24 protein-coding genes, 1 tRNA gene and 1 pseudogene are annotated in these 25,850 nt (G+C 53.1%); 2 read left to right on the top strand and 24 right to left on the bottom strand.

All coding sequences use genetic code 11. The annotated features are described in order from the left end of the window. The 6 genes and pseudogenes from ACR0CR_RS16110 to ACR0CR_RS16085 form a co-directional block, all read right to left on the bottom strand. Positions 1-4,438: calcium-binding protein (locus ACR0CR_RS16110; protein WP_480600948.1), on the bottom strand; the 4,438-nt coding region annotated here is incomplete at its 3' end. A gap of 32 nt (positions 4,439-4,470) precedes the next feature. After that, the gene (locus tag ACR0CR_RS16105; protein ID WP_480600946.1) at positions 4,471-5,061 is read right to left on the bottom strand and encodes an imm11 family protein; all 591 of its coding nucleotides are present in this window, start codon (positions 5,059-5,061) and stop codon (positions 4,471-4,473) included. A gap of 8 nt (positions 5,062-5,069) precedes the next feature. After that, the gene (locus ACR0CR_RS16100; RefSeq protein WP_480600944.1) at positions 5,070-5,825 is read right to left on the bottom strand and encodes a hypothetical protein; all 756 of its coding nucleotides are present in this window, start codon (positions 5,823-5,825) and stop codon (positions 5,070-5,072) included. 1,526 nt (positions 5,826-7,351) lie between these two features. Further along, positions 7,352-7,667: pseudogene (locus ACR0CR_RS16095) on the bottom strand (transposase); the annotation flags it as partial. Positions 7,668-7,844: 177 nt separating this feature from the next. After that, entirely contained in the window at positions 7,845-10,592 is a 2,748-nt protein-coding gene (locus ACR0CR_RS16090) for a DNA polymerase (protein WP_480600942.1), read from the bottom strand. 167 nt (positions 10,593-10,759) lie between these two features. Further along, entirely contained in the window at positions 10,760-11,632 is an 873-nt protein-coding gene (locus ACR0CR_RS16085; RefSeq protein ID WP_480600940.1) for a LysR family transcriptional regulator, read from the bottom strand. Between the two features lie 89 nt (positions 11,633-11,721). Between ACR0CR_RS16085 and ACR0CR_RS16080 the strand changes: the two genes are divergently transcribed. Further along, a complete protein-coding gene (locus tag ACR0CR_RS16080; protein WP_480600937.1) occupies positions 11,722-12,024 on the top strand; it encodes a YciI family protein in 303 nt (100 codons plus the stop codon). A gap of 30 nt (positions 12,025-12,054) precedes the next feature. On the opposite strand, the gene ACR0CR_RS16075 is transcribed toward ACR0CR_RS16080, so the two are convergent. Further along, positions 12,055-12,690: a glutathione S-transferase family protein gene (locus ACR0CR_RS16075; RefSeq protein ID WP_480600935.1), complete on the bottom strand. Its 636-nt coding sequence runs from the start codon at positions 12,688-12,690 to the stop codon at positions 12,055-12,057. 1,324 nt (positions 12,691-14,014) lie between these two features. Continuing rightward, on the bottom strand, positions 14,015-14,383 hold the full coding sequence (locus ACR0CR_RS16070) for a hypothetical protein (protein WP_480600932.1): 369 nt from the start codon (positions 14,381-14,383) through the stop codon (positions 14,015-14,017). Positions 14,384-14,529: 146 nt separating this feature from the next. Here ACR0CR_RS16070 and ACR0CR_RS16065 point away from each other — a divergent pair, with 146 nt between their 5' ends. Continuing rightward, positions 14,530-15,129 (top strand): DsbA family protein, encoded by a 600-nt coding sequence (locus ACR0CR_RS16065; protein WP_480600929.1) that lies wholly within the window; start codon positions 14,530-14,532, stop codon positions 15,127-15,129. A 68-nt stretch (positions 15,130-15,197) separates the two neighbouring features. Here the strand turns inward: ACR0CR_RS16065 and ACR0CR_RS16060 are convergent, their stop codons facing one another. The 16 genes from ACR0CR_RS16060 to murA all read right to left on the bottom strand — a co-directional run bounded on the left by ACR0CR_RS16060 (position 15,198) and on the right by murA (position 25,850). Continuing rightward, positions 15,198-16,379, bottom strand: a complete 1,182-nt coding sequence (locus ACR0CR_RS16060; protein WP_480600926.1) for a tyrosine-type recombinase/integrase — start codon at positions 16,377-16,379, stop codon at positions 15,198-15,200. Positions 16,380-16,478: 99 nt separating this feature from the next. Next, positions 16,479-16,553 (bottom strand) — tRNA-Phe (locus ACR0CR_RS16055). Between the two features lie 79 nt (positions 16,554-16,632). Continuing rightward, entirely contained in the window at positions 16,633-16,815 is a 183-nt protein-coding gene (locus tag ACR0CR_RS16050; protein ID WP_480600924.1) for a DNA gyrase inhibitor YacG, read from the bottom strand. Continuing rightward, positions 16,812-17,834 carry a ribonuclease E/G gene (locus ACR0CR_RS16045; RefSeq protein ID WP_480600921.1) on the bottom strand — a complete coding sequence of 341 codons (1,023 nt, stop codon included), beginning with the start codon at positions 17,832-17,834 and terminating at the stop codon, positions 16,812-16,814. Before ACR0CR_RS16045 ends, ACR0CR_RS16050 begins: the two co-directional genes overlap by 4 nt. Further along, positions 17,831-18,409, bottom strand: coding sequence for a Maf family protein (locus tag ACR0CR_RS16040; protein ID WP_480600919.1), 579 nt, complete (start codon positions 18,407-18,409; stop codon positions 17,831-17,833). Before ACR0CR_RS16040 ends, ACR0CR_RS16045 begins: the two co-directional genes overlap by 4 nt. A 10-nt stretch (positions 18,410-18,419) precedes the next feature. Further along, entirely contained in the window at positions 18,420-18,638 is a 219-nt protein-coding gene (gene infA, locus ACR0CR_RS16035) for a translation initiation factor IF-1 (protein WP_005978431.1), read from the bottom strand. Between the two features lie 91 nt (positions 18,639-18,729). Beyond that, positions 18,730-19,605: a carbon-nitrogen hydrolase family protein gene (locus ACR0CR_RS16030; protein ID WP_480600916.1), complete on the bottom strand. Its 876-nt coding sequence runs from the start codon at positions 19,603-19,605 to the stop codon at positions 18,730-18,732. A gap of 69 nt (positions 19,606-19,674) precedes the next feature. After that, a complete protein-coding gene (locus ACR0CR_RS16025; RefSeq protein WP_480600914.1) occupies positions 19,675-20,154 on the bottom strand; it encodes a DUF4262 domain-containing protein in 480 nt (159 codons plus the stop codon). 73 nt (positions 20,155-20,227) lie between these two features. Next, entirely contained in the window at positions 20,228-20,821 is a 594-nt protein-coding gene (locus tag ACR0CR_RS16020) for a GNAT family N-acetyltransferase (protein ID WP_480600912.1), read from the bottom strand. Continuing rightward, positions 20,814-21,212, bottom strand: coding sequence for a ketosteroid isomerase-related protein (locus tag ACR0CR_RS16015; protein ID WP_480600910.1), 399 nt, complete (start codon positions 21,210-21,212; stop codon positions 20,814-20,816). Before ACR0CR_RS16015 ends, ACR0CR_RS16020 begins: the two co-directional genes overlap by 8 nt. A gap of 2 nt (positions 21,213-21,214) precedes the next feature. Next, positions 21,215-21,667 (bottom strand): arsenate-mycothiol transferase ArsC, encoded by a 453-nt coding sequence (locus ACR0CR_RS16010; protein WP_480600907.1) that lies wholly within the window; start codon positions 21,665-21,667, stop codon positions 21,215-21,217. A gap of 3 nt (positions 21,668-21,670) precedes the next feature. Next, a complete protein-coding gene (locus tag ACR0CR_RS16005; protein ID WP_480600905.1) occupies positions 21,671-22,150 on the bottom strand; it encodes a UPF0262 family protein in 480 nt (159 codons plus the stop codon). Positions 22,151-22,236: 86 nt separating this feature from the next. Beyond that, the gene (gene hisD / locus ACR0CR_RS16000; protein ID WP_480600903.1) at positions 22,237-23,538 is read right to left on the bottom strand and encodes a histidinol dehydrogenase; all 1,302 of its coding nucleotides are present in this window, start codon (positions 23,536-23,538) and stop codon (positions 22,237-22,239) included. A gap of 20 nt (positions 23,539-23,558) precedes the next feature. After that, positions 23,559-24,017 carry a GNAT family N-acetyltransferase gene (locus ACR0CR_RS15995; protein ID WP_480600900.1) on the bottom strand — a complete coding sequence of 153 codons (459 nt, stop codon included), beginning with the start codon at positions 24,015-24,017 and terminating at the stop codon, positions 23,559-23,561. A 91-nt stretch (positions 24,018-24,108) separates the two neighbouring features. Further along, positions 24,109-24,585, bottom strand: a complete 477-nt coding sequence (locus tag ACR0CR_RS15990; protein ID WP_480600897.1) for a DUF2948 family protein — start codon at positions 24,583-24,585, stop codon at positions 24,109-24,111. Further along, complete coding sequence (gene murA, locus ACR0CR_RS15985) at positions 24,582-25,850, bottom strand: UDP-N-acetylglucosamine 1-carboxyvinyltransferase (protein WP_480600896.1); 1,269 nt, start codon at positions 25,848-25,850, stop codon at positions 24,582-24,584. The genes ACR0CR_RS15990 and murA overlap by 4 nt, the downstream gene beginning before the upstream one ends.

Raw genomic sequence — 25,850 nt, 5'->3', positions numbered from 1 at the left:
GTTGGTTATCGTCCAGGTATCGCGAGATCGTGACCGCTTCGCCGTTGGAGAACGACATCACCACGTCATTGCCGGACCGAGACAGCGTCACGTCAGAAGCGTTCAGGTCATTGAAAATTAAGCGGTCGTCCTTACTGTAACGACCATAGTCACTGATCGTGTACGACCCATCTCCGGATGTATGGGTATAGGTTTCATTCAGTTCTGTCCCAACAACCGTACCTGTCGCTTTCATGTCGGAGACCATCTGATTGCGGAATGCGGTATGGTCCCATGTTGTACCATCCGCGAATTCGATGGTCTCTATAGAGAACCGTTGGTTATCGTCCAGGTATCGCGAGATCGTGACCGCTTCGCCGTTGGAGAACGACATCACCACGTCATTGCCGGACCGAGACAGCGTCACCGAGGACGGATTTAAGTCGGAGAACACCAAGCGGTCATCACTGTGATACTTGTCATAATCACTGATCGTATACGACCCATCCCCAGAAGTGTGCGTGTAGACTTCATTCAGTTCGGTCCCAATAACCGAACCTGTCGCTTTCATGTCAGAGACCATCTGATTGCGGAATGCAGTGTGGTCCCAGGTTGTGCCGTCTGCGAATTCGATGGTCTCTATTGAGTATCTTTCGTAGGGTTCGAGATACTGCCGGATCGTGACGGTTTCACCATTCGAGAACGACATCACCGCGTCGTTTCCATATCGAGACAAGTTTACATCAGATGGGTTCAGGTCTGTGAAAATCAGGCGGTCGTTGCCTTGGTAGCTGCCGTAATCAGTTATGGTATAGGAACCATCGCCAGATGTATGCGTGTAGGTCTCGTCCCAACTTGTACCAACAACCGCACCGGTGGCCTTCATGTCAGATACGGACTTGTCGCGAATACCTTGCCCAACCAGCACGGTTCCGTCCGCAAATTCAATCTGTTCCATATCCCAGGTGCTACCGGTGAAATGGTCAATGATTGTGACAGCTTCGCCGTTACTCAAGGTGATGACGAGGTCTTTTCCTGCATTTTGCAAGAACGTGACGTCGTCAGGGTTAACATCCGTGAACGTCAGCGTGTCGATAGTATTTCCGACCCCACTTTTGTCGTGGATTGTGTATGATCCATCTCCCAAAGCGTGCGTGTAGTTTTCTTTATCCCCCGTGCCAATCACAGCACCTGAAGTTTTCATGTCCGAGACCGTTTTGTCGCGGATCGCCTGCAAGTTCAAGACAGTGCCATCTGCAAATTCTATTAGCTCGACGTGCCAATCGTTGGAATAAAAGTGATCGGTGATCGTTACGGTTCCACCGTCGCTCAGAGTGATGACCAGATCGTGGCCTGTACTGTGCGCAAACGAAACATCGCCGGCATTCACATCTGTGAAATGCAGCCGGTCAACAAAGCCGTTGGTGTAGCTGTCATCGGTAATGACATCAGACCCATCGCCGAGATTGTAGATATATGAATCCGCCTCGACGCCACCGATCAGGTTGTCGTCACCGGTTCCACCGATGAGCGTGTTCCCATATTTGCTGGCTGTGAGTATGTCACTACCACCGTTGCCAACAAGCCGTCCTGATCCAAACTGTTGCAGGACGTCGTTACCGTCCGAACCCCAGGCCGTAGTGTTGTTGTCGAAGTACCGGAGGTTGATGGCAAGTTCCGAGGTCGGGTCAATTCCAGAATCCGTTATCGCCGTCTGGATTAGCGCAGCCAAATCATCGTGGTTTTCAGAAAGGTCAGCCTGCAACAGATACACTGCTGCTACTGCATCATCGATCGAGACTTTGCTATCGCCAATAGCTTGATCGAGACCATTGAGAACTTCCGCCAAATCACCGTTCAACGTTCGCGATGTCAGTGAATCATCTGCCAAGCCTGCAAAAGCAACCAACGGATGATTTGCGAGAACCGAAAGGAATTCCGTGTAGGTTTCGGCTTCAATACCCGCAAAAGCCTTCGCAGACTGGGCTATATACCTGCCAGCCAGTTTTTGAACAATCTCGTAAAACTGAACTTCTAATTGGTCCCCGGCCCGATGAGCGGGATGGGTGTTACTGTCTCCCAAGAAGCTTGTGCCAAACGCTTTTTCTAGAAACGCCAAGTGTCGCGCATCAATATGGTCGCCACGGCTTGTTGGGTCTACCTGATCGACACCAGCCCAACGTAGCACAAAGCTTTCGAAATCCGAGCGGAACCCCGTTACATCTCCTGAAGCCAATTGATCCAAAAGCTCACGCGATGTGGACCTTAGTTCTTCGTCCAAGGAAAGAGCAATCCAAGTTGAAGAGATTTTACCATATCCCCACAGGACAGGCAGTCTCAATGCCATGTCATTGTAAACGAAGTCATCTGGAACAACTGTTACCGACGAACGCGGATCATTTTGGAAGTGAATATCTTCAATAGTTCCAGTAGTTCCATCAGAAAAAGTAACTGAACTGCGGTCAGATACCAAGTGACCAGTATTCGTTTCGTCAACAGAAACGGATCCTAAATCAATAGATGCGATATTTGTTTGCGTTAGAGAAGCTAACTCATCCGTATCCGAGTTCCCATCGAGATTCCGATCTCTCCAAACCAGTAGATCTTCAAATTGGTCATCCTCAAAGTCGATTTTGCCATCGCTGTTGGAATCCAACTCCGCTAACTGTAAAAAACCATTTTCGAAACCGGTCGCATTCCCAAACAATTCGGAATTGTCATCAACTCTACCGTTGCCGTTCAGATCAATCGCCAACAGGCCGTCGTTGGGCTGAACCCAACCAGTATTTTGTGCAAAGCCATCAACGTCTAAATCAAAGTAAACATCTGAACCGTCTAGTGGTGTAAGTTCGATGCCATCACCATCTAAATCAATCACAAGTGGTGAAATAGGTGGATTGAAGAATACGCTGTCAAGCGCCAAGTCGATGCGCGCCGAGATCTTTTCGGCGGCAATTGCGATCCAATTGTGCTCGCCATTTATAAAATCGTTGATGTCGCTTGCAAACTTTCCCGCAGCCTCCACGATGTTTGAGATACCGTCATAGACACCGTACGCCACCCATCCAGCGGCCACAATTGTAGCTATTGCAGGTGAAATTGTGGCTGCAACGGCAATGGATCCTGCTATTACAGCAGCGCTGACGGCAATAGAAACGCCAAAAGTCGCAATGTCTGCTTGAAAATCAGTCCAATCTCCGGTCGCTATTCCTTTTGTGAACGAATCGTATGAGTGGTTAACAAATTCACCAACATCCCCAATCACCCCACCGCCGACACCAACGATCATTGACGAAAATGTCGATATTGCTCCAGATTTTACCGGGTCCGAGAAGTTATTGAAACTACTCGGCCATGCAGCAACTCCGCCATTTGCGGAACTTACACCACTATTAAACGTCGAAATAACTTGATTAAAATCTGCTCCAATGTTGCCACTGGAAGAAATCGTTTGAGTCGCAATTGTATAATTAACACCAGAATGAGGAGATGAATTATCAATGATTCCGGCGTCAAAAGTTGCTTTATAGTTTTTGGCATTTATTTGATTATTGACGTTTTGTATGGATCCTTGACCGTCGTCAATAATTGAATTTATCTGTATTTCAAGAGCATTGTATTGGGAGTTTAGATTATCCGCCTGACTCTGCGTTATGTCGCCGTTTGTCTCCATCTGCAGCGTGTTGTTTCGCGCGTTTTCCAGGGACTCCTGAGCATCAACGATTTGAATGTAATTGGAGAAGGAATTAATGTTAACGTTGCCATTTGCATCAACGGCGTTCGGCGGGATATACGTGTCTGACCAAGACTGACTCGCCAGCGAGTCCTGGACAAACTGATTGTAGGTGGCCTTTTTCTGTGCGACTGCGGCAGACGTTGAGTTGGAATTGGGAATTGGCACGTAGTCGGGATCGACTGTGCTTGAAAAAATTGTATTTGTTTGATCAACAATGGCGTTTACTCCAGCACTGCCTACAGCACCCGCCAAATGGCTGTCCGTGTTAAAGTAATTTGGATCAATTGTACCATCAGATTGAGTCCAAAGTGCAGGATCTTTCGCGCTTACAAACAACTGGCCCGTTGCTAGATCAATGCGGGCCATATCTTGTACCGCCTCCATACGTGCCAGAGCAATTGCACCTGCAACATTTCGGGCTTGATCCTCGGAGAGGCCCTGCGCCCGGAGGGAGGTTACGTCCTTCGAGAACTGGTCATATATTTGAGCGTCTATTTCAATGAAGAGGCTGTTGTACTTGTCGTGCACATAACCAAAACCCTGATGCACAGCAGCATTGGTTTGGCCATTTATCTTATCGTTCGGATCAGAAGGTAGATCAATGATGTTTTGAGACGAATCTCTGTCCGCGTCTTCTATGTAACCTAAGTTTTTCAATTCTCTAGTTAAACTTGAGCTATCCCAAACCGTTCTCGGGAAAATGTGGTGCCCTTCAGTTTCCATTGCAGGAACCTCACTATTGTATGGCTAAAAAATTAGGCTTCGATAGAAGGTTCGTTCTCTAAGAACTTCAGCTTTCTATCATTGAATTGCTTCATAAAAGCATCCGAAACAAAGAAACTACCACGCAAGTATTGGTCGCGCCACAAGTGCAACCCCTGAATATTAGATTTTCTCAGCGTGATTTGCTCGTAGGGAAATTGTTTGGGGCGAATATACGATAACTTTCCGGTGTGATCGTACCCTATCTTTACTCCACCTGCGTCGATATCAACACATGGTAATTTGGTCATAATATTCATCACGTAATAGGATTGCGGCGCGTGATCTCCCCAAAATCCATTCCTTAGCAGAAAGGGGAAAAACTCATGAACGCCAGGCTCTAATTCCTCAACCAAGTCTTTAAAGCTCTGGGAAACGAACTGGTAACCCCAACGCTCAATATAATCCGGAATCCTTTTCCGCTTTTTTTCTGAATACCCGCTTTTAGGTAGAAGATCCTGGTTAGGCACTTGGCTCATTCCATCCGCAAGACCGAAGTGATCTGAAGATGGCGGTTCTTCTCCGTCAAACATAACATTTGTATAGTACGGGCGGTTGACCGTGCCCCAAACATGATACGCCATTACTGTCCTTAACGATTCAATGCGCCCACCGGTTCGATTTGAATAACCGGGGCTGGTACTCTCGACCCTGAGTCTTGGAAAACAAGCCGGAAGTCATTCGTCTTTCCGTCCAAAGTGTCCCCGCTTTTCATAAACAAACCGTCGTTGACAACCCACTTGGCCAGAGCCACAACAAACATCATCAGTTGCTGTTGGTTTCCGAGGACAGGCTCCATTTCGATCTCTCGACCGACGAAGGGTTCAAGCCCTATAGTAAACCCACCAATTTCAGGGTCATTCTTTGCACTACCTGATCCCCTAAAAAACTGAAAATTTGCCCAGAGTGAGATCGGCAATTCTCCAGAACCATCCGTGCCTTCAGCTCTCTGAAAATCTTCAGCTACCCAGACCCTTTTGCCAGTCATCCAAATGCCGTGGGACAAACTAAGCGCCTTAGCGGTCGCGACAGCGACAGTTGTCAGCACTTTTGCTGCATCCAACGCACTTGCATGATCATAGACTCCAGACACAACACTTAAGTGGATGTGCGCTGTGTCGTTTTGAAAGAGTTCCTGCGATACCTGATGCCTTTTATCAGTAGCCACAGCGCCTTTCACTACCGGTTCGGGAATCGGTGTCGGCATCAACCTCAATGAAATGGTCATCTCGCTCAAATTGAGCATTATGACATCTGCCTCAGCATCTAGCGGGGTTATGAAGTTGATTTTGACGGATTTCGGCCCCATCTGGCTCAGCGCTTTATCCAACTTGGCTGGTTCAATCATCTGAGGGGACCTAGCCCCCAAAACTACTGAAAAAGCTTGCTTCATATTAAAATCTTTGCATCTGATGATCGAGACGCCTTTGTAGTTCTAGCCGCCGAAATTCTTTAGAATTCTTGCCTGTTCCAAAAACCATGATTGTTTCGGCAAGTTTCTTTGTCAACAACTTTAAAGTGTTTTTTCGGAACTCATGCGGAATGTTCCCATGCTGTGTGTCTGTCGTTTTTTTGTTTCTTTTTTCTGAAGTGAGACCACCCAGAAAACACGTTGTAACTTCACGCTGAATCTGGGTGTGGCCATCACGTTCACAATCAAGACGTTCAAGATAGTACTGTTGCGCGCAGTGTTCCTGTGTCTCTGTTAAGTAGCTTCACTCGCCGGATACGAATGAGAAAGGATGGAGGATTTTTTTTCAATTATTTCATTTCGTAAGACTGACACTCTAATGAACAGTAGAACCCGTCAAGTACAGAGTCTAGGATCCTTTACAGCGGCAGCGCTGTAATCGGTTAAATTCAAGCAGATCGCCCGGAAGTCTCTAATTTGACTGGAGGGTGATGACTTCGAAAAAGTTACGGCGTCCGCGGATTCACTAAAGTCGATCAATTGGATACTTTTGGGAGGCGTTTTGTTGCGCAACAAAGCCTCTCGGCTTTCTTATCGCCAGTGGGTATTTCGAGACGCGACTGACGTTGCAACCCATAATTGTTGACGTGTAGGGTGCCAACGGAGGTGTTAAGGTGATTGCCTCAGCACCAAGCGTTTGTAAAGATTCTGTTAACTTAGTGAATGACGTCACAAGGCTTTGGGGCTCTACCGACACCTCCGAACTAGAAGTACGAGTACAAAGAGCGGGTGATGCAATTTCAGCCAATTCAACATCAAGTCTTCCAGCTCAGCCTTGGTCAGATCACCATCGGCAACGCAACCCCGTGGGTCGTCGAGCCGTTCTTGGGGTGCTGTCAGACGAATTCAAACCCGTCTCAGTTTGCCAAGGAAACGGCGACCCCAAGGTCTCGGTACCGCCTAACCTTGCAGAACCATTCTTTGTGCCTCTTGAAATTCAGTTTAAGAGCGCTCACCCCTATCCGCAGAACCTGACCTTGCCGCATCGTGTTGTCCCACAACTTGAGTCGAGGATCGAAGTAATCGCGCGGGATGCTTAAACGAACTTTCTCAGAGTCTAGCCGTAAGTCTAGAAAACGGTTAATTTGTCCGATTGATCGGTCAGGCAAATGAAATCAGAAGGCTCGAATGTGGATGCGTCATAGATTCCAGCAGTTGATCGGGGGGTGGCGGATAGCATTGCGAGAATGCCGCCGATTATGGAGATGATCCGGAGAGCTACATTTCGCATCCATTCAAAGTAGAAATACCATACCAGAGACTCAAGCATAACGTTTTACGCTACTTCGACAAGCCTATGTTGTAGAAGGGCTGATTCTGTTAAATAATAACGTGTTGCCAGCGCAGAAAGCGATGATCTGAACACGGCATAATCGCCCTTCTGATCAGGCTTTTCGTGTTTGCTACGATGCGGGAAAGATCTTAGCTAGTTTGCGGAGATTTTGGGCGGTGACAGCGAGGAGGAATTCGTTATTGGCACCACATGGGCCGTATAATCGAAGCCGTCCGAGGCCCAGGATGCGTTTAAGGTGGACAAAGAGCGTCTCGACCTTCTTTTCTGACCTTCATCAATATGTCGTACTGGCGGGTTTTGGCGATCTCGCGGGCGACTTGGCGAGCGTCTTCGTGCTCTTCGCGGGCGATTTTGCGCGCATCGACATTAGGGCAGCATTTGGCTCTTGATGGGCAGATCTGACAGACTTCTTTCATGGCGCGATAAGGCCTCGCGAATTGTAAATTGCTCGGACGGTCCTCGCAGCGCGACGTTCGAATGGCCGATTTCTTCGCCGCCTCGCAGTAACAGTGATGATACGTGTGGGGCAAAATTTGGCTTCGTGCGCGCAGCACGAGTTATCGATGAGCCTGATGGGCTCAAACCAGCCATTGCCGTGCGACCTATTCCACCCCTTTAACCAGAGCATCCAGCGCATCTTTCACGGGGTCCCGACGGTGCTGTTTCATATCAGCGTCTTCCACCGCCAGATCAAAAGCCGCTTTCGGCGTCAGGAACTGCTCAACATCCAATTCGGGGAACATTTTCAGTCTGATGCTTCTCAATACAGCAACAGACTGTGCCGTCCGGGGCACCTGATGCGGCACAAACGCCTTTTTCTTTCGGGCATTATCTACATCCGATTTGGAGCAGGGGATGCCAAAACCATCATTTAGAATTTCCGCCAGTTGCTGCGCCCTGAGCTTGTAGGTTGGGAATATCTTCTTGTTCCCCATTGCGTGTGGCTTAAGCTCATGCGTACCCGCTTTCCGCAGCTTGTGCGCTATGATCAGGTCTCGACGCAGGCGTTTCAGAATACCATCTTCTTTAGCGATGTAAGCACCAGCCGGACCCTGAGCGGCCAGCTTGCCCTCAAAGTACTCCGCCCATGCTTGGTAGTCGTTCACAGTTTTCAGACAATGCCCAGCCTGCTTATTGTAGTCTGCCCAGATCGCCCGAGTGGTGTTGAACTGATCCACTGTGTCCCACGGCTGCGTCGAAAATGCCAAGTGCGTTTGGGTCTGGCCGTCTTCGGTTGTTACAGCGACATCACCAGCAGCTTCTGGCCTGCGCTTCCAGTCGAACTCCATGGACAGACGTTTGGTCATCGTCTTGTCAACGAAGTCCATACCCTGTTCGTACATCTCCCGAATGCCAGCCCCCATTGTGACGGTCAGCGTGTCGGTCGGTTTGCGGTCAAAGAACAGATCGACAATTTTGTTGTTCTGCTCAGCCTTCGACAGGATGGCGTCCAGTTTAATACCGCCCTTGGCCAGTACAACCGTCTCATCCTCTTTGGGCACCATGCCGGTTCCTTCCCAGTCTTCGGGTGCGGACGACACCAATGTGGCCTGCCCCCGTGTACGCCAGCCAACAGGCTGACGGATGATATGCTTGACCTCATAGATGCTCCACTGCGCGGCCAACCCAATTCGGGAGTTCAGGTACTTCCGGCCCAGCGTTCCTTTTGCAGCCTCCCGCATTTGCCCATCCGTGGCGGTCGTCAGAAAGCCATCGGTCGTGACACTGAAGATTTGCACGTCCCGAGGCAGAGCATTCATAATCTCACTCAGCACCCCTCGGCAGAAGGCCGTGATGAAGGCAGCATAGACCGGGTTGGTGATTGGGCTGGGCTCTAAGCGTTTGGTGTCGGCATCCCGTAAATCGTATATCCGGCGCTCCCGCAAACCCTGAGCGGTCTTGCCGTATGTTGAATTGACCAGTTCCTTCCAGAACAGATTGTGCAGGGTCTTCTTCGGATGTTTGGCACGCTCCTCGATGCAGTGACGGGCAAACTTCAAAAACGGTTTCTCAGCAGGGCCATATTCCCTGCCACCATCTTCCCTACGGCTGATAACACGGTCAGAGTTGATCCGCCGCCCCTCCACCAGTTCGATCTTTGCCCCCAGTTGCTTGGCCAGAAGGATTTCACTGATATGGGTGGTGCTGTTGCCCTTGCGGGGGAACAACAATCCATTCTCCGTACGCACCGGCAGAACCGGATATTGCACGTCATCCGGAAACTCAAAGTCTACATTGGCAAAGGCTAGGTCTTCGACAGTCAATCCACCGCCAAGCAATTCATCAGTACTGGTGATGTGCGTGATCGTATCCCAATCCGGTTCACCGATGAGCGCCATTGCCGTTGGATACGCACTGGTCAGATCGTAGTCATACCAGACACCCTCGGGTGCTGGACCAAACCAAAACTGCTCATTGCGGCCACCGTGATAGCATTCCGTGAAGAAGTCTTCGCTCCAAAACAGTTTTTGAACCGTCTTGGCTTCAGTTTTTGTCACATAGCGACTTCGTTTCTTGCTCCAATACTTCTCAGTCACGTTCTCCTTCCCGACGATTTCCAGCGGATCGAGCCCTTGGGACAGCCAATGCTTTTGAATCAGGTCAACACCAATCGAAGTCAGTGTGACGGGCAGCTTGAACTTACCCGTCTTCTCAAAATAGAGCCGGATCATGAGAACCGTGTATTGCGCACAGACCTCCGCATCACGAATGGCATAGGCTCGGAACAGCGGCCAGTTGGAGTTCAGAAGCTCCCCCATATGTTCCTTGTAGTACTCTTCCTGCTTGGGATCGTCCGACAGCTTCATCTTCTCATAGCCAAGGATTTCTCCCAGCTTGGCAAGACTTTTGGCTCCTGCGGGGGCCAGTGCAACCGTGTCCCGGATTGCCACATGCAGCTTGATTGGCCGGAGCTTGTCACCGCGCTTCAGATTGACCTTGATGTCCTTTTCGACATTCATGAACAGGTTGCGGACATTCTCCAGATTCATGGCTTTCCGGGTCTTCTCCTCCTTGAAGTCAGAGAACCCCGGCACGTCTGCACGAGTGAAGTGAGCGACCAGATAAACATTCACTGGTACTTTCAGATTAGGGTGCTGGGTAAACCCATCCCGCAGCGCATGTTCCACAAACCCGGCCAAAGTCAGCCGGTCGTCATCTGCTGGCCCTTTTGGCAACACAATGCCTGACCAGTTCTGTTCATCCCCTTCGTTGTCCGGCGTGATGACGTGACAGCTATATTGGTAGGACAGGACCTGATTGCGAACCTCGGCAAGCCCGTCGCCGTTCACAATGGCCTCCCGCTGGTACTCCGTGTCAAAGCCAATGACGAGGTAACGAGGCGAAGGCATGCCCTTTCTATTCTGAGGATAAAACTGATCAGGTCGAAAAGTGAGTTTGGCTTGCATGGAACCCCAAGTTCAGATCAAAATGCTGGAACGCGCCACGCTGCCATAGCGGCAAAAATGGTAATTGTTAATGCCCAACACCCATACGGTACTTTTACTATTTTTCCCTGTCACCAATTCAAATTGATCAACCAATCCTTGACTGCTTTCACTGACACACGGTGCGCATGATCGCTGTGGGACAACAGCCAAACATCCCTTACCATCGCAGCGGAAACGGTTGGCGTAGCAATCAAACGAAAACGGCTATCTCCTTCGCAAGCTATTTTCGGCAGTAGTGATTTTCCATATCCATTTGCCGCCGCTTCAAGTGCTGACTCGAGGTCCGAAACACGTAAATTACTCAATCGTCCACCGGATTGACGTCGGAGTGCTTCTGTCCAAGTGGCCTGCGGAAGCGATGCTGTGGCATCGTCATAACCAATCCAATCCTGTGTTTCTTCTTCGTCGGGTGAAATACAAGATGCACAGAACACAGCAAATTCAAGCTCGGCCAGTTTTTGGGCCTTTGTCGACAACCCACCCTGCGCAGGTCGTGAAAACCTGACAGCAAGATCAGCATCACGTTTGGTCAGATCAATGTTACGAGCCTCCGGCACCAGTTCAACAATCAGATGAGGGTGCTGTCTCCTCAACTCTGCAAGACCGGACAGAAGGATGCGCTGTATGATCACGGGGACGGAACTAACCCGCACTGTCCCTGCAATACGGTCAGACACCTGACCGATACTATCCAGCAAGGCCACGTTTTCCCGCTCCACCGCCTCAGCGTGATCAAGAATAAGCTGCCCCGGCTCGGTCAACTGGTACTTTCCAGCGTCGTTTCTGATGAACAAACATATACCAAGCGAACGCTCCAGACGCTTCACCCGCCGAGCGACGGTTGTTTCGCTTACACTGCTTCTTCGACCGGCTTCGGACAAAGTCCCTGCCCGCTGCAGAGCAAGCAAATACTTGAGATCATTCCAATCATACTCCTGCATAATTGCAGTTTAGATCGACAAAATTGCTGGGACAAACAGCAATTTTGCTGTGGCATGTTATTCTGGAATCCACAAATTGAGGAATTCCCATGAAGTTTATCATCCTGTTTGAAGACGCTGCGGACGCCGATCCCGATGTTCGAAAAAAGCATATGAAAAAACACCTCACGTTCCTTGAAGCAAATGCAGCATTCATTGATGCCGCTGGACCACTCAATGACACAGAAGGAAGAGGCCGGGACGGATTGTGGATTGTGGATGCGAAAGACGAAAACCACGTGCAAGAATTGATCCGACTGGACCCATTTTGGCCAACAGGACTCAGAGCATCATTTTCGATACTTCCGTGGAAGCAGGTCTTTCGTGACGGGAAGCGATTGATCCACCCATGAGCATTCAGGTGGAGCGACGAGGGGTACGAATTACCCAAGCGGGTCGGTCGCTCTAAGCATATCCATACTTGCAAAATGTTCCCACCAAGCATTGAGGGCAGGATATTGCAAAAGCAATGCCTGCCCTTCATCAGCCCGAACAAAGTAATCGACCACCGGAGCCAGATGACAATCCGCCAGTGTAGTGGAGTACCCAGCCAAGACTTTCCCTTCAGCAGCAATGTTATTCAAAGCCATCAAAACCCGTTTCGAAGCCTCCACACCCGACGCAACTTCTTCCTCGTCAGGGGTCTCTCCCTCAAAAGGCCGAAACACACGTTGAGCAAAAACCTGACGAACCATTGGCCAATAAGCATAGTTGTCGATTATCGAGATAACCTGATCCATCCGAGCCAACGCACTTGGGTTTTTGGGTTGCAACGGCACCCCATCAAATGAACGATCAACATATCGAGTTATTGCCCCGATTTCGTAAAGGCTGAACGATCCGTGTGTTAGTACCGGGACACGACCGAATGGGTGAAGCTTCAAATACTCTTTCGGAGTGTCTTCGAACGGATTAATCTCACGGGTATCGTACTCAACATCTTTGCAATGCAGAGCCAGTCGTGCGATCCGATTGTATACGCTGTACCGATAACCATGTAATTGTACTTGCTTATTCATCGTTTCCGTCCAGCATCAGTTTGCGGCGTAGGGTATTGGGAACAGCCAACTGACACAATGACGCTGGGTGCCATCAGACATGCTGAGCGGCGCTAGAGAAAATAGTAATTGTTATTACCTCACACCCATACGGCACATTTACTATTTTTTTTCTGATACCCGACTGCACGGCTGTGGGAGAATTTGCCCCGATTCCCGTAGGACGTGGGACACTCTCCCTAATTTGCTATTAGCCCGTTTTAATTACGATTTCACGATCAAACATCGATCTGTGCCCCCTAAATAGACCATACGCAGACACACACCGCACACGACAATACACATCGCCACAATGAACACAGCTCGTAGCTCTCTTGCATCAGGAACGCGATGCAAACCACATATAGACAGCCCGAAGCGTCATGCGATCAGAAGGTAATTTCCGCCGGATGGTGACGAACCGAATTCAGTAGGCCAGCAGACATGACGTCATCGAATAGTAGGGTCAGGAAACAGCGAAAGCGGGGGAAGGATGAAAGCCCCCATAAGAGAGCCAGAGCAAAGTAATTGTCATCACGAGACGGGGAAGTGCCGTCGCCGAGCTAGTCAAGCTGCCGTCCACGCAAAGCTAGCATATCGGTCCGCTGTTTAAGCAGCACGTAGGCTGAGACCGGATAACCGCCAGCCGTGCTTTGGGAAAGCAATCGTGTGTGGATGGTATGACAGAACCAACGGGTTCGTCGGACTTCTCCTCAACGGATAGGAGAAGTATGTCCAAAATCCAAATTGACCAAAAAGGGATTAACATTCGCGAAGCGAATGTCTTGCAAAGCAAGCGATTGATCAATCATTGCCCGACGATAGCCAACAGATAGCCACCTGCTTCACTGCGTGAAGTGCTTCGCATGTGCTAGCTTGTTTCAACCGGTTGGTTGGGCTGGCCGGGGAAAGTATTTGGCTCCATGGCGTTCAATCTGGTGGCTGTCAGGACCATGATGGAGTGATGATTGCTACCTATTGCCATCCACCAGCAAATGGATAGCCATCAATTTCACTTCGTGAAATGCTTCGCATGTACTTGGTGATCTTGGTTCGACCATTGGGCCGTATGGTTGATCTTGTTGATCCCATTGCCATTCATATTGGACCTGACAGACCTCGATAGGATCAACACTTGCCACTCATTGCCAGCAGCCAGCAATTGATTGGCTATCAACTTCACTTCGTGAAGTGCTTCGCATGGTTTTGTCGCTCGTGGTTGACACAAATCAGAAAGCAATAGGTCCCATCGCGTTCAATCCGAACCCAACGGGACCATGTGAGGGTTCCAAAAAACCGGCTGATGTCACTTTCCGAACCGGCTGCGGATGGCTGTTGCAGCCGTCTCAAGGACCGCATCCAACTTGCCATCACTCGTGAGGGTTTTCAGCTTTTCGAGGTTTTGCACCACGTCTTCTGCATCCGTGCACTTGATCGCCGACAGGCCCGGAGCCAGTTCGAGCGCAGCTTTGCCGTACCTCGGCGAGATGAACCACTCCCCTTTGCTTGACTGCCAGACCCAAGTGCTTTTCGCTGGGTTGCTGCCTTCCCCTGCCACCATTCCGGCCAACTGCTTGTCGATGGCGGTGATGAACTTCTGACGACGCTGATGGGATGGCTGGGTCGTCTTGGGCTTTTCCGCTGCTTCCAGATTAAATTGCTTCTCAAGTGCCATTGGGATCTCCTTTGCTACTCCAGTGGCGTCCCTTGGTTCACGATTGTAGACAACGGTTTTGGAAGTTAACTTTTGGTTTCTTGCTGATACTTCTAGCTTTGACGATACTCAGGACAGGCTTACTTCGCGAATAGGAGACGCAGCTTGTGAAGGTCAAAGCATACTTAGGCTTGGGAAGCCGCTACTCGTATCTCGCATCAACACAACTTGACCGAATTGCAGAGAAATGTGGCATTAAATTTGACTGGATACCCATAAATTCAATTGATTTGATAAGACGTGCCAGAACCGACGGCTCGCCATTTGACCAGCAAATATTGGCTGGACAATACGATCCCGAGTTCAGAGAACGAGACGCAAAACGATGGGCAGTGCATTATCATGTAGCGTTCAATGAGCCTGACTTATCTTCACTCCCTCCCAATGCACTGGCGCTAACTTGCTGGTGTCAGCCGGACCCGGACCTACGGCAAAAACTTATGGAAGATATTTTCAGTGCCATTTTTTCCGAAAGTGAGACGATGACCATCAACTCTCTAGAACTTGTTGCCAGAAACTATGATGTGTCACCCGCCGAAATTGCAGATGGTCTCAACGGCGGTGAAGCTGCTTCATTGCACGAGCTAGCGATCCAGAATGCCCTTAAAGACGGTGCGTTTGGAGTGCCAACTTTCGTTGTAGATGGGGAGCTATTCTGGGGAAATGATCGGTTGCCACTGTTGGAAACCTACCTCGAGGCACTTTGATTTCGCCATGTATTAGACCCTGAACAGCAACTTCACCGCTGGGTCGATCAGCTTGTCTCGACCAAAACTCACTCCCTGTGCTGCAAGTTCTCAATGAGTTCTTTCGTGGGAGCCATGTTCCTCAGATAGAACCGCTCCAACTGGTCAACCGACGTTCCAGCATTCTTAGCCAAGATGTAGTGTCCTACCTTACCGTTAGACGACCTCAACCTAGCTTGGAATGCATAGTGCCGAAGTGAATAAGGTGCTAACTTTTTATCTTGGTCTACCAGACCGGCTTTTTCCAGAATATGGTCGAAGACAAAGCGAGCTTTGTTTATCGCTGTTTGTCGATTTGGATATTCAGGCATCCAAACATAGTCGTCTCGGTCAGGTTTCTCATCACCATTGAAAGGAAGCGTTGACAGATAAAGCGGCACCGCAATGGGCATAGTCACACTGACACGTTTCCCAGTTTTTCCACTTCGTATGTTCAACTCCAGATACGAAGGGTCGGTCCGAACCTGAACATCCTTGTGCTTTAGCCCGAATAATTCACCTCGGGTGGGACGAAGAAAGCTATGGACAGCGAACCGAAACATCTTAGCGTGATGACCGGTGATCGTGACACCTTGAACCCTGTCGCCACGTCTAACACACTCACCGGCGGCTTTAAGAAAGCGGCGATATTCCTCATCAGTGAAAGCGTGCCGGGGTGAATCAACTGTTTTTTGTCTTGGCAACACTGGCAGCACATTCAACAAGCCATCTTCTACGGCCAGCGTAAGTACCTTGCGGATGATGATTGTGTGCTTCGCTTTGGTTGACTCAGCCAACGGCTTCGACCGGTTCTCGTCTAGATGAATCAGATAATCCCGAACCATCCCCGTGGTAATCTTGGTGACATCGTATTTCCCAAAATAGCAAATCAGCCCATCCTTGGATCGGTTCAGCAGTTTGTTGTCACCATGCGACCACTTGGACTTGCCCTTTTGCACAGCCATCAGCTTTTTGGCGTAATGCTCGAAACTCGTTGCCTTCTTCTTGGCGTAGTCGCTGTTGGCTTTGCTTCGGAAGGTTTCAGCAAATTCCTCAGCCGCCTCACGAGCTTCGACCCGTGATGTTTCTTTCGTTGAACGTAGAACATAACCACCCTTTATCGGGTCTCGAAGACGAACATACCAATAGGGGCTTCGGGCATACATTAGGATGGCCAGCCCTTTTCGCAGATGTTTTATTTTGAGTATTCGATTTTTGGAATCTTTGGTCATGTCAGAACCGTTCGAGGAGTGCATACCCGTGCATAGCTTTTACGGTCGAAAATCCAAAGGCTCAACGATCAAAATTCATCAAGCATTTCAGTGAGTTAATGGTGCCCGGGGGCGGAATCGAACCACCGACACGAGGATTTTCAATCCACTGCTCTACCCCTGAGCTACCCGGGCACGGGAACGGCGACTGCCGTTGGGTGGAGGCGTTCTATGACTTGCCACCGGTGGTGTCCAGAGGCTTTTTGACATTTTTTCAGTGCGGTCGCTGCAACTGTGTTTCTTCTTCGGAAACGTCCGTGTCGGTGTCCTCTTCCCGCTGGGACGCAACCGCATAGGACCCGTTCAGCCACTTGGCCAAATCGATGTCCGCACAGCGCTTTGAGCAGAAGGGGCGGTACTTGGCCAGAGGGTTCTCGCCGCAGATCGGACAACTCATTTCAGCACCTCAGACAGCGGAAGACGGGCGCGTTTTCGCTGCAATTCGAAATGACCCAACGGGGTCCACCCGGCCAGCGTTGTTTCAATTGCGTCGGACTTGAAAGCCGATCGTAAGGCAGCCTCGAACCCCTTGCGATCCTTTTTTGGCATTGGGGCAAGGTCCAGGGTCACCTGCCCGCCCAAACCCCGAACGCGTAACGCGCGGGCAAGAATTTTGGCACAAGCGAAATTCGCCTTGGTTCCAGCGGCAAGGGACGTGTCCGCACCCGTATTCACATCTACAGCAACCAACGCGCGGGTTGGTTGAATATAGAGGTGTCCGCCGCCCGGCAACGGTTCGGAAATCCCGCATGCCGTATCCAGTGCATCCAGAACGCCATGGGTTTCGAAACAGCCGTCTCGCGTCACAACCTCGGCGGGTTCCGTCCAGTCGCGCCACGCCAAGACGTGAGGACCGTCACCTTCCAGCAGCAGTTCAGGCTCGGTGCCTGGATCATTCATGACCTGATGGGCATGGGCCAGCATGGCGCTGATATCCTCGGAGATGTCCGCGGCATCCTCACCGGCGCAACAGGATCTCAGGATCAGGCCGTATTCACTGCCGTCCATGGCCTCATGTGCGATTTCAAGCAGGCGGTCGCGCTCATCTTCGTCGCGGATACTGCGCGAGATGTTCAGGCCCGGAGCATCCGGCGTCACTATAGCGTAGCGGCTTTTGAACAGGATACGGTCCGTGACCGGCAGCGCTTTACCCGGCTCGGCATAGCCTGTGACTTGCACCAGCTTTACCGCCCCCGGCGCCAGGCCTTTAACCTGCCGCAGAAACGCGGGTCCGTCGGGTGTGGACAGAAACATCCCACCTTGCCCTTTGACAGGCCGGTCCGCGCGTGCGCGATAGATCGTTCCGGGTGCGGGAGCGTCCGCTGCGATCCGAAAATCGTCAAGCTTTCCGTCCACCATCAACGCCGCCGCTTCGCGGTCGTTGATGTGATCCAGAATGATGGTACGGCCCTTCATGATGCCTCACGGTATAGCGGATATCCGATGCCTTGCAAAAGCGCCGCCGTTTCGGACAGGGGCAACCCTACGATGCCGGTGAATGAGCCGGAGATCCACGGGATAAACGCACCTGCGGGGCCCTGGATGGCGTAGGCGCCGGCTTTCCCCTGCCAGTCTCCGGTCGCCAGATAGGCGTTGATTTCGACATCCGACAGGCGCTTGACTTTGACTTGGGAAACCACGTCGCGTTGCAGGATGCGGTCCCCACGCCGAACAGCGACCGAGGTAATCACGCGGTGCCTGCGCCCGGAGAGGGCGTGAAGGAATTCAGCCGCCTGTCCGGCATCGTCAGGCTTACCAAGTATTCGACGACCCAGAGCCACCGTGGTGTCGGCGCACAGGGTGACATCGTCTCTATCTGCCTGAACTGCCTGCACTTTTTCCCGCGTGATACGGTTGCAATACGGAACTGGCAATTCCCCTTTCAGGGGCGTTTCATCAATGTCTGGAGCGCGGATCGCATCTGGCTGCACGCCAAGCTGCACCAGCAGGTCCAGCCGCCTTGGGCTGCCCGATCCGAGGATAAACGCCATGTGTTTGGCGTTACTTGAAGCGATAGTTGATCCGACCCTTGGTCAGATCATAAGGGGTCATCTCGACCTGAACCTTGTCGCCGGCCAGAACACGGATGCGGTTCTTGCGCATCTTGCCTGCCGTATGTGCGATGATCTCATGGCCGTTTTCCAGCTCGACCCGAAACGTCGCATTAGGCAGGAGTTCCTTCACGACACCGGGAAATTCGAGCGTATCTTCCTTGGCCATGTTGTCTCCACACTTACGTTGCACTCGCAGAATCTGCGAGGATGTGCGCTTAAATGAGCCTATTTCTGCCTTATTTCAAGGCCCCATTCGCCTAAAGGCGGGATATTGTGACTGAATCGACTCGCGGCACTTGCTCATCCCAATGCGCACGGTTCAAAACATGGCCATCGGCGCGAACCTGGGCAATGTCACTCAAGTCAACCTCGGCGTAGGTCCAGCCGGGCTGATTCAATTGCCCTTCAGCCAAAACGCCTGTCGCCGGAAACCCTTTGTCAGGCGGTCCAAAGATACCGCCGGTACCGGTGTTCTTGTCCACCGCTTCAGACCAAGGATTATTTCCGACCAAAGACGCCATCACCGTAACGCATTGGTTTTCCAAGGCGCGTGACATCGCCCCGATCCGCACGCGCCAATACCCCGAAAGAGCCTCGGTGCAGGACGGCACAAGGATCAGGTCGGCCTGCCGCAGGGCGCGACCCAACAAGGGAAACTCGCTGTCATAGCAGATCAGAACGCCGATTTTGCCCAGCTTGGTGTCAAACAGTTTCAGGGGGCCACCTGGGGCAATGTCCCAAATATCGCGTTCGAACCGGGTCATGATCTGTTTGTCCTGATGGTCCTGCCCGCCGTCGGGTGCATACAGAACGGCACGGTTCACAGGGCGACCCGGCCCATTCGCGACCGGGGTCGAGGCACCCAGAATATAGGTACCATGCGCAACGGCCAGTCGTTGGTGCAGCGCTCGCACCTCATCCATCCGCTTGGATACCGCGTGGATCGAGCGTTCCAGATCGCCCGCGACTTCGGCCCCATCCAAGGTCGATAACTCCATCGCGCCGTATTCCGGAAACACCAGAAGTTCGGCCCCCTGCCCGGCGGCTTCGGCAACCCAGCGGTCCAGCTTGTCTTCGTATTGTGCCCAACTATCGAGCCAGTCGAGGTCATAGGCGGCGGTTGCGATTTTCATGCTTAAACCCTCAAGTACCGGTGACGGTCTGACCAAGCATTCCGCTTGGCCTGGACGGTCGCGCACGGATTATTCAGACACCCAAAGCTGCGTTTGCGCATCAATCACCGACTGATCACAGCCCTCTTCCCAAGGAAATAACCCCTGCTGGGCGCCAGGCCACACCAATTGATAAACCTCAGGAACATCAGAATTACCAGTTTCTCTCCAGAACCATCGTGCTGAGACGGCATAGTCAGTAAATAGGTCCGCTCGCGTGGCTTTTCGGCTAATGCAGTCGAACCCTTCCAAAAGACCTTGCCAGCGCATGTTGTCGGCAGGCACAGCACCGTCTTTGATTTGCCGATAAACCTCCCACAACATGGCGTTGATCAGTTCGCGCCGCAAACCAAAAACAATGAATTCCGGCGCATCCAGGGACGTTGAGAAACCGATCGAATATCCAAAGTCTGGTGTTTCACCATCCGGATCAAAAACATACGTAAACTGCCACCCATGCGCTTTGACGTTGGCAAAAAGCTTCGCTTCATAGTCGGAATTCTCTGTCATGGCGGCTGGTCCTCCTGAACATGTTTCAGACACAGATCGACTGGCTTCTCTTCGTCGTATTGGAAAAGGAACCTTACAAATCCCTGATCCAGAATTGCAGAGGCTTCTGGGTCTCGCCCCTTTCCCCGACATCCTTCCACGAAAACTGCGCGATCACACCGGGCAGGGGCGCATAGCCCCGCGCGCGCCAGAATGCGTCAAGCGGGCGATAGGCGGCGGGCTTCATAGGATGATCAGCCGGGCGTTGCACACCGCAAAAGACGCATTTGGAAAAGCCCAGGGCGCGGGCATGGGCCTCGCGCTGGTCAAAAAACCTGTGCCCGACCCCTTGCCCGCGGTAATCAGGCAGCAAGACGGATTCGGCGCAGTAGAAGATTTCGGACAGGTTCAGCCCTGTGCCGTCAAAGGCCGCCGCGAAATCCTCGGCGTGATCTTCAAGCGGAGCCCCGGTTGATGCACCAACAAGGCGGTTGCCGTCAAAGGCTCCGACAACGATTGCGCGGTCACTGTCGCGGTAGGGTTGCAGGTATTTGCGCTCATATTCCAGATCACCGTCATAGAGGTACGGCCAGTCATGAAACACCGCGATCCGCAGTCGCGCCACATCGTCCAGAGCTGCGTCCAGCGCCGCACCGGCAAGGGCTCTGACGGCGGTGACTTCAGCCACCGGACACCTGTTTGGTCCAATCCGCAAGATTATAATAGGTCGTCACGCGGGTGATTTTTCCGTCTTTCAGATCAAAAAACGATCCGGCGGGCAGCCGATAGGTCTGACCGTGGGCGTCAGGCAGGCCGGTATCGGTTTCCAGATAGGTGCCATTGACGGTGAACTCGGCCGCCGCGCGCGCACCGCTTTGGGCTTCAAACACCACAATATCGGTCAGGTTCTCACGGTAGCAGCGGTTCATATGCGCGCAAAACGCCGCAAACTTTTCTTTGCCTACGCGGACCTGGCCTTCGTTAACATGATGGGCCACGTCTTCGGACAGGCAGGCCAGCATGCCCTCGACATCTCCGGCATTGAAGGCCTCGAAATAGGATTTGACGGTCTGGTTCATGCTCACTCCGTTGGATCTCCCCAGCGATCTTTCAGATGGCTGATGATCTGATCGCGGGTCTGTCGGTAGTGAATTAGCTTGTCCGCGCGGGTCTCGCCCAGCCCGGTAGGGTCCATTATTGGCCAATAATCGACATCGAGGTGAAAAATCCGCGTCAGATCCAATGCCCGGCGCTGGCTGGCGGGCGACAACGCGACAATCAGGTCGAAGGAGCTGAGGTCATCGCCCCATTCCTGCATCTCGTCAAACGAGCGCGAGCGGTGGCGCGATAGTTCCACACCAATCTCCTGACAGACCGCGACGCAAAAGCCGTCGATCTCAAGATCGTTGTGAACTCCGGCGGACTGGACATAGGTGCCGGTGCCGTAAAACTTTTTCATGATGCCTTCGGCCATCGGGGACCGGACCGAGTTGTGGTCGCAACAGAACAGAATGGACTGCGGCAGTGGCGTCACCCGTCAGCCTCCGAAATGCAGCACGCAGATCAGCGTGAACAGGCGACGGGCAGTGTCTGTGTCCACATCGGCTTTCCCTTCCAGCCGTTCCTGCAGGACACGACTGCCTTCGTTGTGGATGCCACGCCGCGCCATGTCGATGGTTTCGATCTGGCTGGGCGGCAGGGATTTCACCGCGTCGAAATAGCTTTCGCAAATCTGGAAATAGTCTTTGACCACTTGCCGGAAGGGTCCGAGCGACAAATGGAACTCGGCGGCTTTCTCTTCTGCCTCGGTGGCAATGTCAAAAACCAGCCGTTTGTCGCGGATCGAAAGCTGCACATGGTAGGGGCCATCGGGCACCGAGCGGTCATCGCGTTTGGGCAGGGCAAAGCTGTTGTCTTCCAGCAGATCATAGATCGCCACTTTGCGCTCCTGCTCGATCTCTGGGGTCGGTGGAGGCAGGTTTCGGTCGTCCAGTTCAATATGCGAAATGCGGGTCATGAGCACGTGGTCCCTTCGGGTCGGAACAGACCTATATCAAGGAATTTGGATCGGCAACGTCTGCGTCCTACAGACCTAGCGCGAAGTTAATCATTGAGGCGTTTGAGCCGCGCCGTGACCGACAACCCGTGCGCTTCAAGGCTTTCGGATTGTGCCAGCTGTTCGGCGGCGGGGCCAATTGCGCGCAACGCGGCGGGGGTCATCTGGCTAAGCGTCGTGCGTTTGAGAAAGTCCATAACACTTAAGCCAGACGAAAACCGCGCCGACCGCGCCGTGGGCAACACATGGTTTGGGCCACCGACATAATCGCCAATGGCTTCGGGGGTATACTGCCCCAAAAAGATTGCGCCCGCGTGGATGGTTTTCTGGCTCAGCGCGACAGGATCGGCCACGCAAAGCTCCAGGTGTTCCGGCGCGATGCGATTGGACAGCAGGGCTGCTTCATCCAGATCGCGCACTGTGATCACCGCGCCGAAATCGCGCCAGCTGGCTCCGGCAATCGCGCGGCGCTGCAGGGTTTCAAGGCGTTTGTCGACCGCTTCCGCGACAGCCCGTCCAAATGCGGCATCATCCGTAATCAGGATCGACTGCGCACTCTCATCATGTTCGGCCTGACTGAGCAGATCCAACGCGATCCAATCCGGGTCATTGTCTTTGTCGGCAATCACCAAAATCTCTGATGGGCCTGCGATCATGTCGATGCCCACTTTGCCGAAGACACGCCGTTTTGCCGCGGCGACAAAGGCGTTGCCCGGCCCGGTGATCTTATCCACCGGCATGATGGTCTGGGTCCCGTAAGCGAGCGCCGCAATCGCCTGCGCACCTCCGACACGATAGATCGTGTCAACGCCCGACAACCGCGCCGCCAGCAGAACCAGCGGATTCACAACTCCGTCCGGTGTCGGTACAGTGATGGCCAGCCGTTCAACCCCCGCCACCTTGGCCGGAATCGCATTCATCAAGACCGAAGACGGGTACGATGCCAATCCACCCGGAACGTATAGCCCCGCAGCCGAAACAGCCGACCAACGCCAGCCCAACCTGGCCCCGGCCTCGTCCGTCCACTCGTGATCAGAGGGCAGCTGCTTTTCGTGATAAGCCCGAATCCTTTGGGCCGCCAATTCCAATGCGGCGCGATCTTCATCCGACACTTGTGCGACAGCCGCATCAATTTCGTCAGCCGAAAATGCCAGCGTCGCGGGCGTTAGCTCCAGCCGGTCGAACTTGGCGGTCAGCGCGATCACGGCCGCATCCCCGCGCGCACGCACGTCCTCAATGATGTCTGCGACGGCTGCGTCCACATCCGGACTGTCCTCGCGCTTGGCCGAGAGCAATGCCTGAAAGGCAGATTCAAAGTCGGATGAGGTCGTATCCAGGAAAACGGGCATGTTGGGCACTCCGAGGCATTTCAACCGGACATATCGCCGGGATCAGATGGCCTCAACCCTTCGTCCGCCGGGTGCAGCGATTTGCGCATGGGGTATTGCGCAATGCCGTTCCAATCACCGGGAGCGCCGTCGTCTTGCCATCCAAACCTTCGATAAAACTCACGCGCGGTCGCGGTGGCGTCCAAATGCGCTTCGGCACAGCCTTGGCGGGCCAGTTCTTCCTCTAGCCGCGCAAGCAGCGCCCGGCCAACACCCCGCCGGGAATGCAATGGATCGACGTATAGCAGTGAAACTTCAGATCGGTTGCGCAACCCGCCAACACCAGCAACGTGCTCATTGACCTCAGCCAGCCACAGTTCGGCCCCCGCTTGTATCCATCCCCGGATCGTCTTTGGGTCCTTGTTCGCAGTCCAGAGCGCGACCAGAGCACCATCCCCATGATGGTCCGCGGCACAAAGATGGGTAATGGACCGCAGCAAGACCCGGCTGATTTGAAACACGTCAAAAACAGTCGCGCGCCTCAGGACCAGACCCTTGGGACGCCCTGAGAACGCCTGCGATATGCCGCGTTTATTCCGGATGATGCGGAGCCTGCCCGGATGGGGCCTGATAAGGACGGGTCACATCTTTTAGGGTCACGTCCAACGCCTCGACCGACAAACGGATCGCACCGTCACCGGCCAGGGTCAGCACGATATGGCCTGCACCGTCCTCGCCCGCTTCAAAATCCACCGACAGCAGCGACATGACCATGTCCTTGTCACTTCGGTCGATCCCCTGACTGGCAACAGACAACACCGAGTCGAAGACCAACACCGATTGCACCCGCTCAAATGGTCGTTCACGGCGCGTGGCGGCGTCCTTGTCCTCCCACCGGAACCGGTTCAGTAGCAGACCAAAGCGGCGCTGCGACGGTCGCCAGGTCATCTCGGTGACCGGGAAAACCGCGTCCTGCGTCAAGGTGGCAATGACCTGTAGGTCATCGATATCCTCAGCCCCCAGATTCAGCGGGGCCTCGCGCCCGTCGTGAAAGCTTGCGTCAGTCATAGCCCCTTGATCCGTTCAATCTTTGCGCCCACGCCTTCCAGCTTGCGCACCACATGTTCATATCCGCGATCCAGATGATAGACTCGGCTGACTGTCGTCTCGCCTTCCGCAGCCAACCCGGCAAGGATCAGTGACACCGAGGCCCTCAGGTCGGTGGCCATAACCGGCGCACCTTTCAGGCGTTCAACGCCCGTTACTGTCGCTGTGCCGCCATGCACCTCAATATTCGCGCCCATGCGCACCAGTTCCGGCGCGTGCATGAAGCGGTTTTCAAAAATACGCTCTTCCAGCACCGAGGTGCCTTCGGCAGTGCACATCAGTGCCATCATTTGCGCTTGCAGGTCAGTGGGGAAACCGGGGAAAGGTTCGGTCACCACATCGACCGAGGACACCCGCCCGTTCTTGCGAGCCACTTTCAGGCCTCTCTCGGTTTCCGTGACATTGATCCCCGCGGCGTCCAGCTTTTCGGCAAAACTTTCGACCAGACGCATCCGGCCACCCAGCAGTTCAACCTCGCCGCCGCAGATCGCGGGGGCCAGCATATACGTGCCCAGTTCAATCCGGTCGGTCACGACCTGATGGGTCGCGCCATGCAGCCGTTCGACGCCCTGAATTTCGATGATCGAGGTCCCCTCGCCCGAAATCTTCGCGCCCATCTTGCGCAAGCATTCCACCAGATCGACGATCTCGGGCTCGCGCGCGGCGTTCTTCAGCACGGTCGTACCCTTGGCCAGCGTGGCGGCCATAACGATATTCTCGGTCGCGCCCACAGATGCAAAACGCATCTCATGCACCGCGCCTTTCAGACCCCCCGGAGCGTTGGCGTGCAGATAGCCGTCTTTCAACTCGATTTCGGCGCCCAGCGCTTCCAGCCCTTCGACATGCAGATCCATCGGCCGCGCGCCAATGGCGCAGCCACCGGGCAGCGACACCACCGCCTGCCCGAACCGCGCCAGCAGAGGCCCCAGCACAAGGTTCGAGGCGCGCATCTTGCGCACGATATCGTAGTCGGCCACATGGCTGGTCAGATCGTGGCTGGACATGGCAATCACCTGACCATCCTGCAGCGCCGAGACTTCGGCCCCCAACGATTGCAGCAACGCGGTCATGGTCTTGATATCGCTCAGTCGCGGCGCATTGGTCAGCGTCAGCGGTTCTTCGCTGAGCAGCGTTGCTGGCATCAGCGTCAGACACGCATTCTTGGCCCCCGCAATCGGGATCTGCCCGCTCAGCGGGCCGTTGCCCGTCACCAGAATCGAATCCAT

It is taken from the genome of Ruegeria sp. AM2, assembly GCF_056540685.1.
Note: the sequence above shows the minus strand (reverse complement) of the source record. Positions and strands in the feature narration are given on the sequence as shown.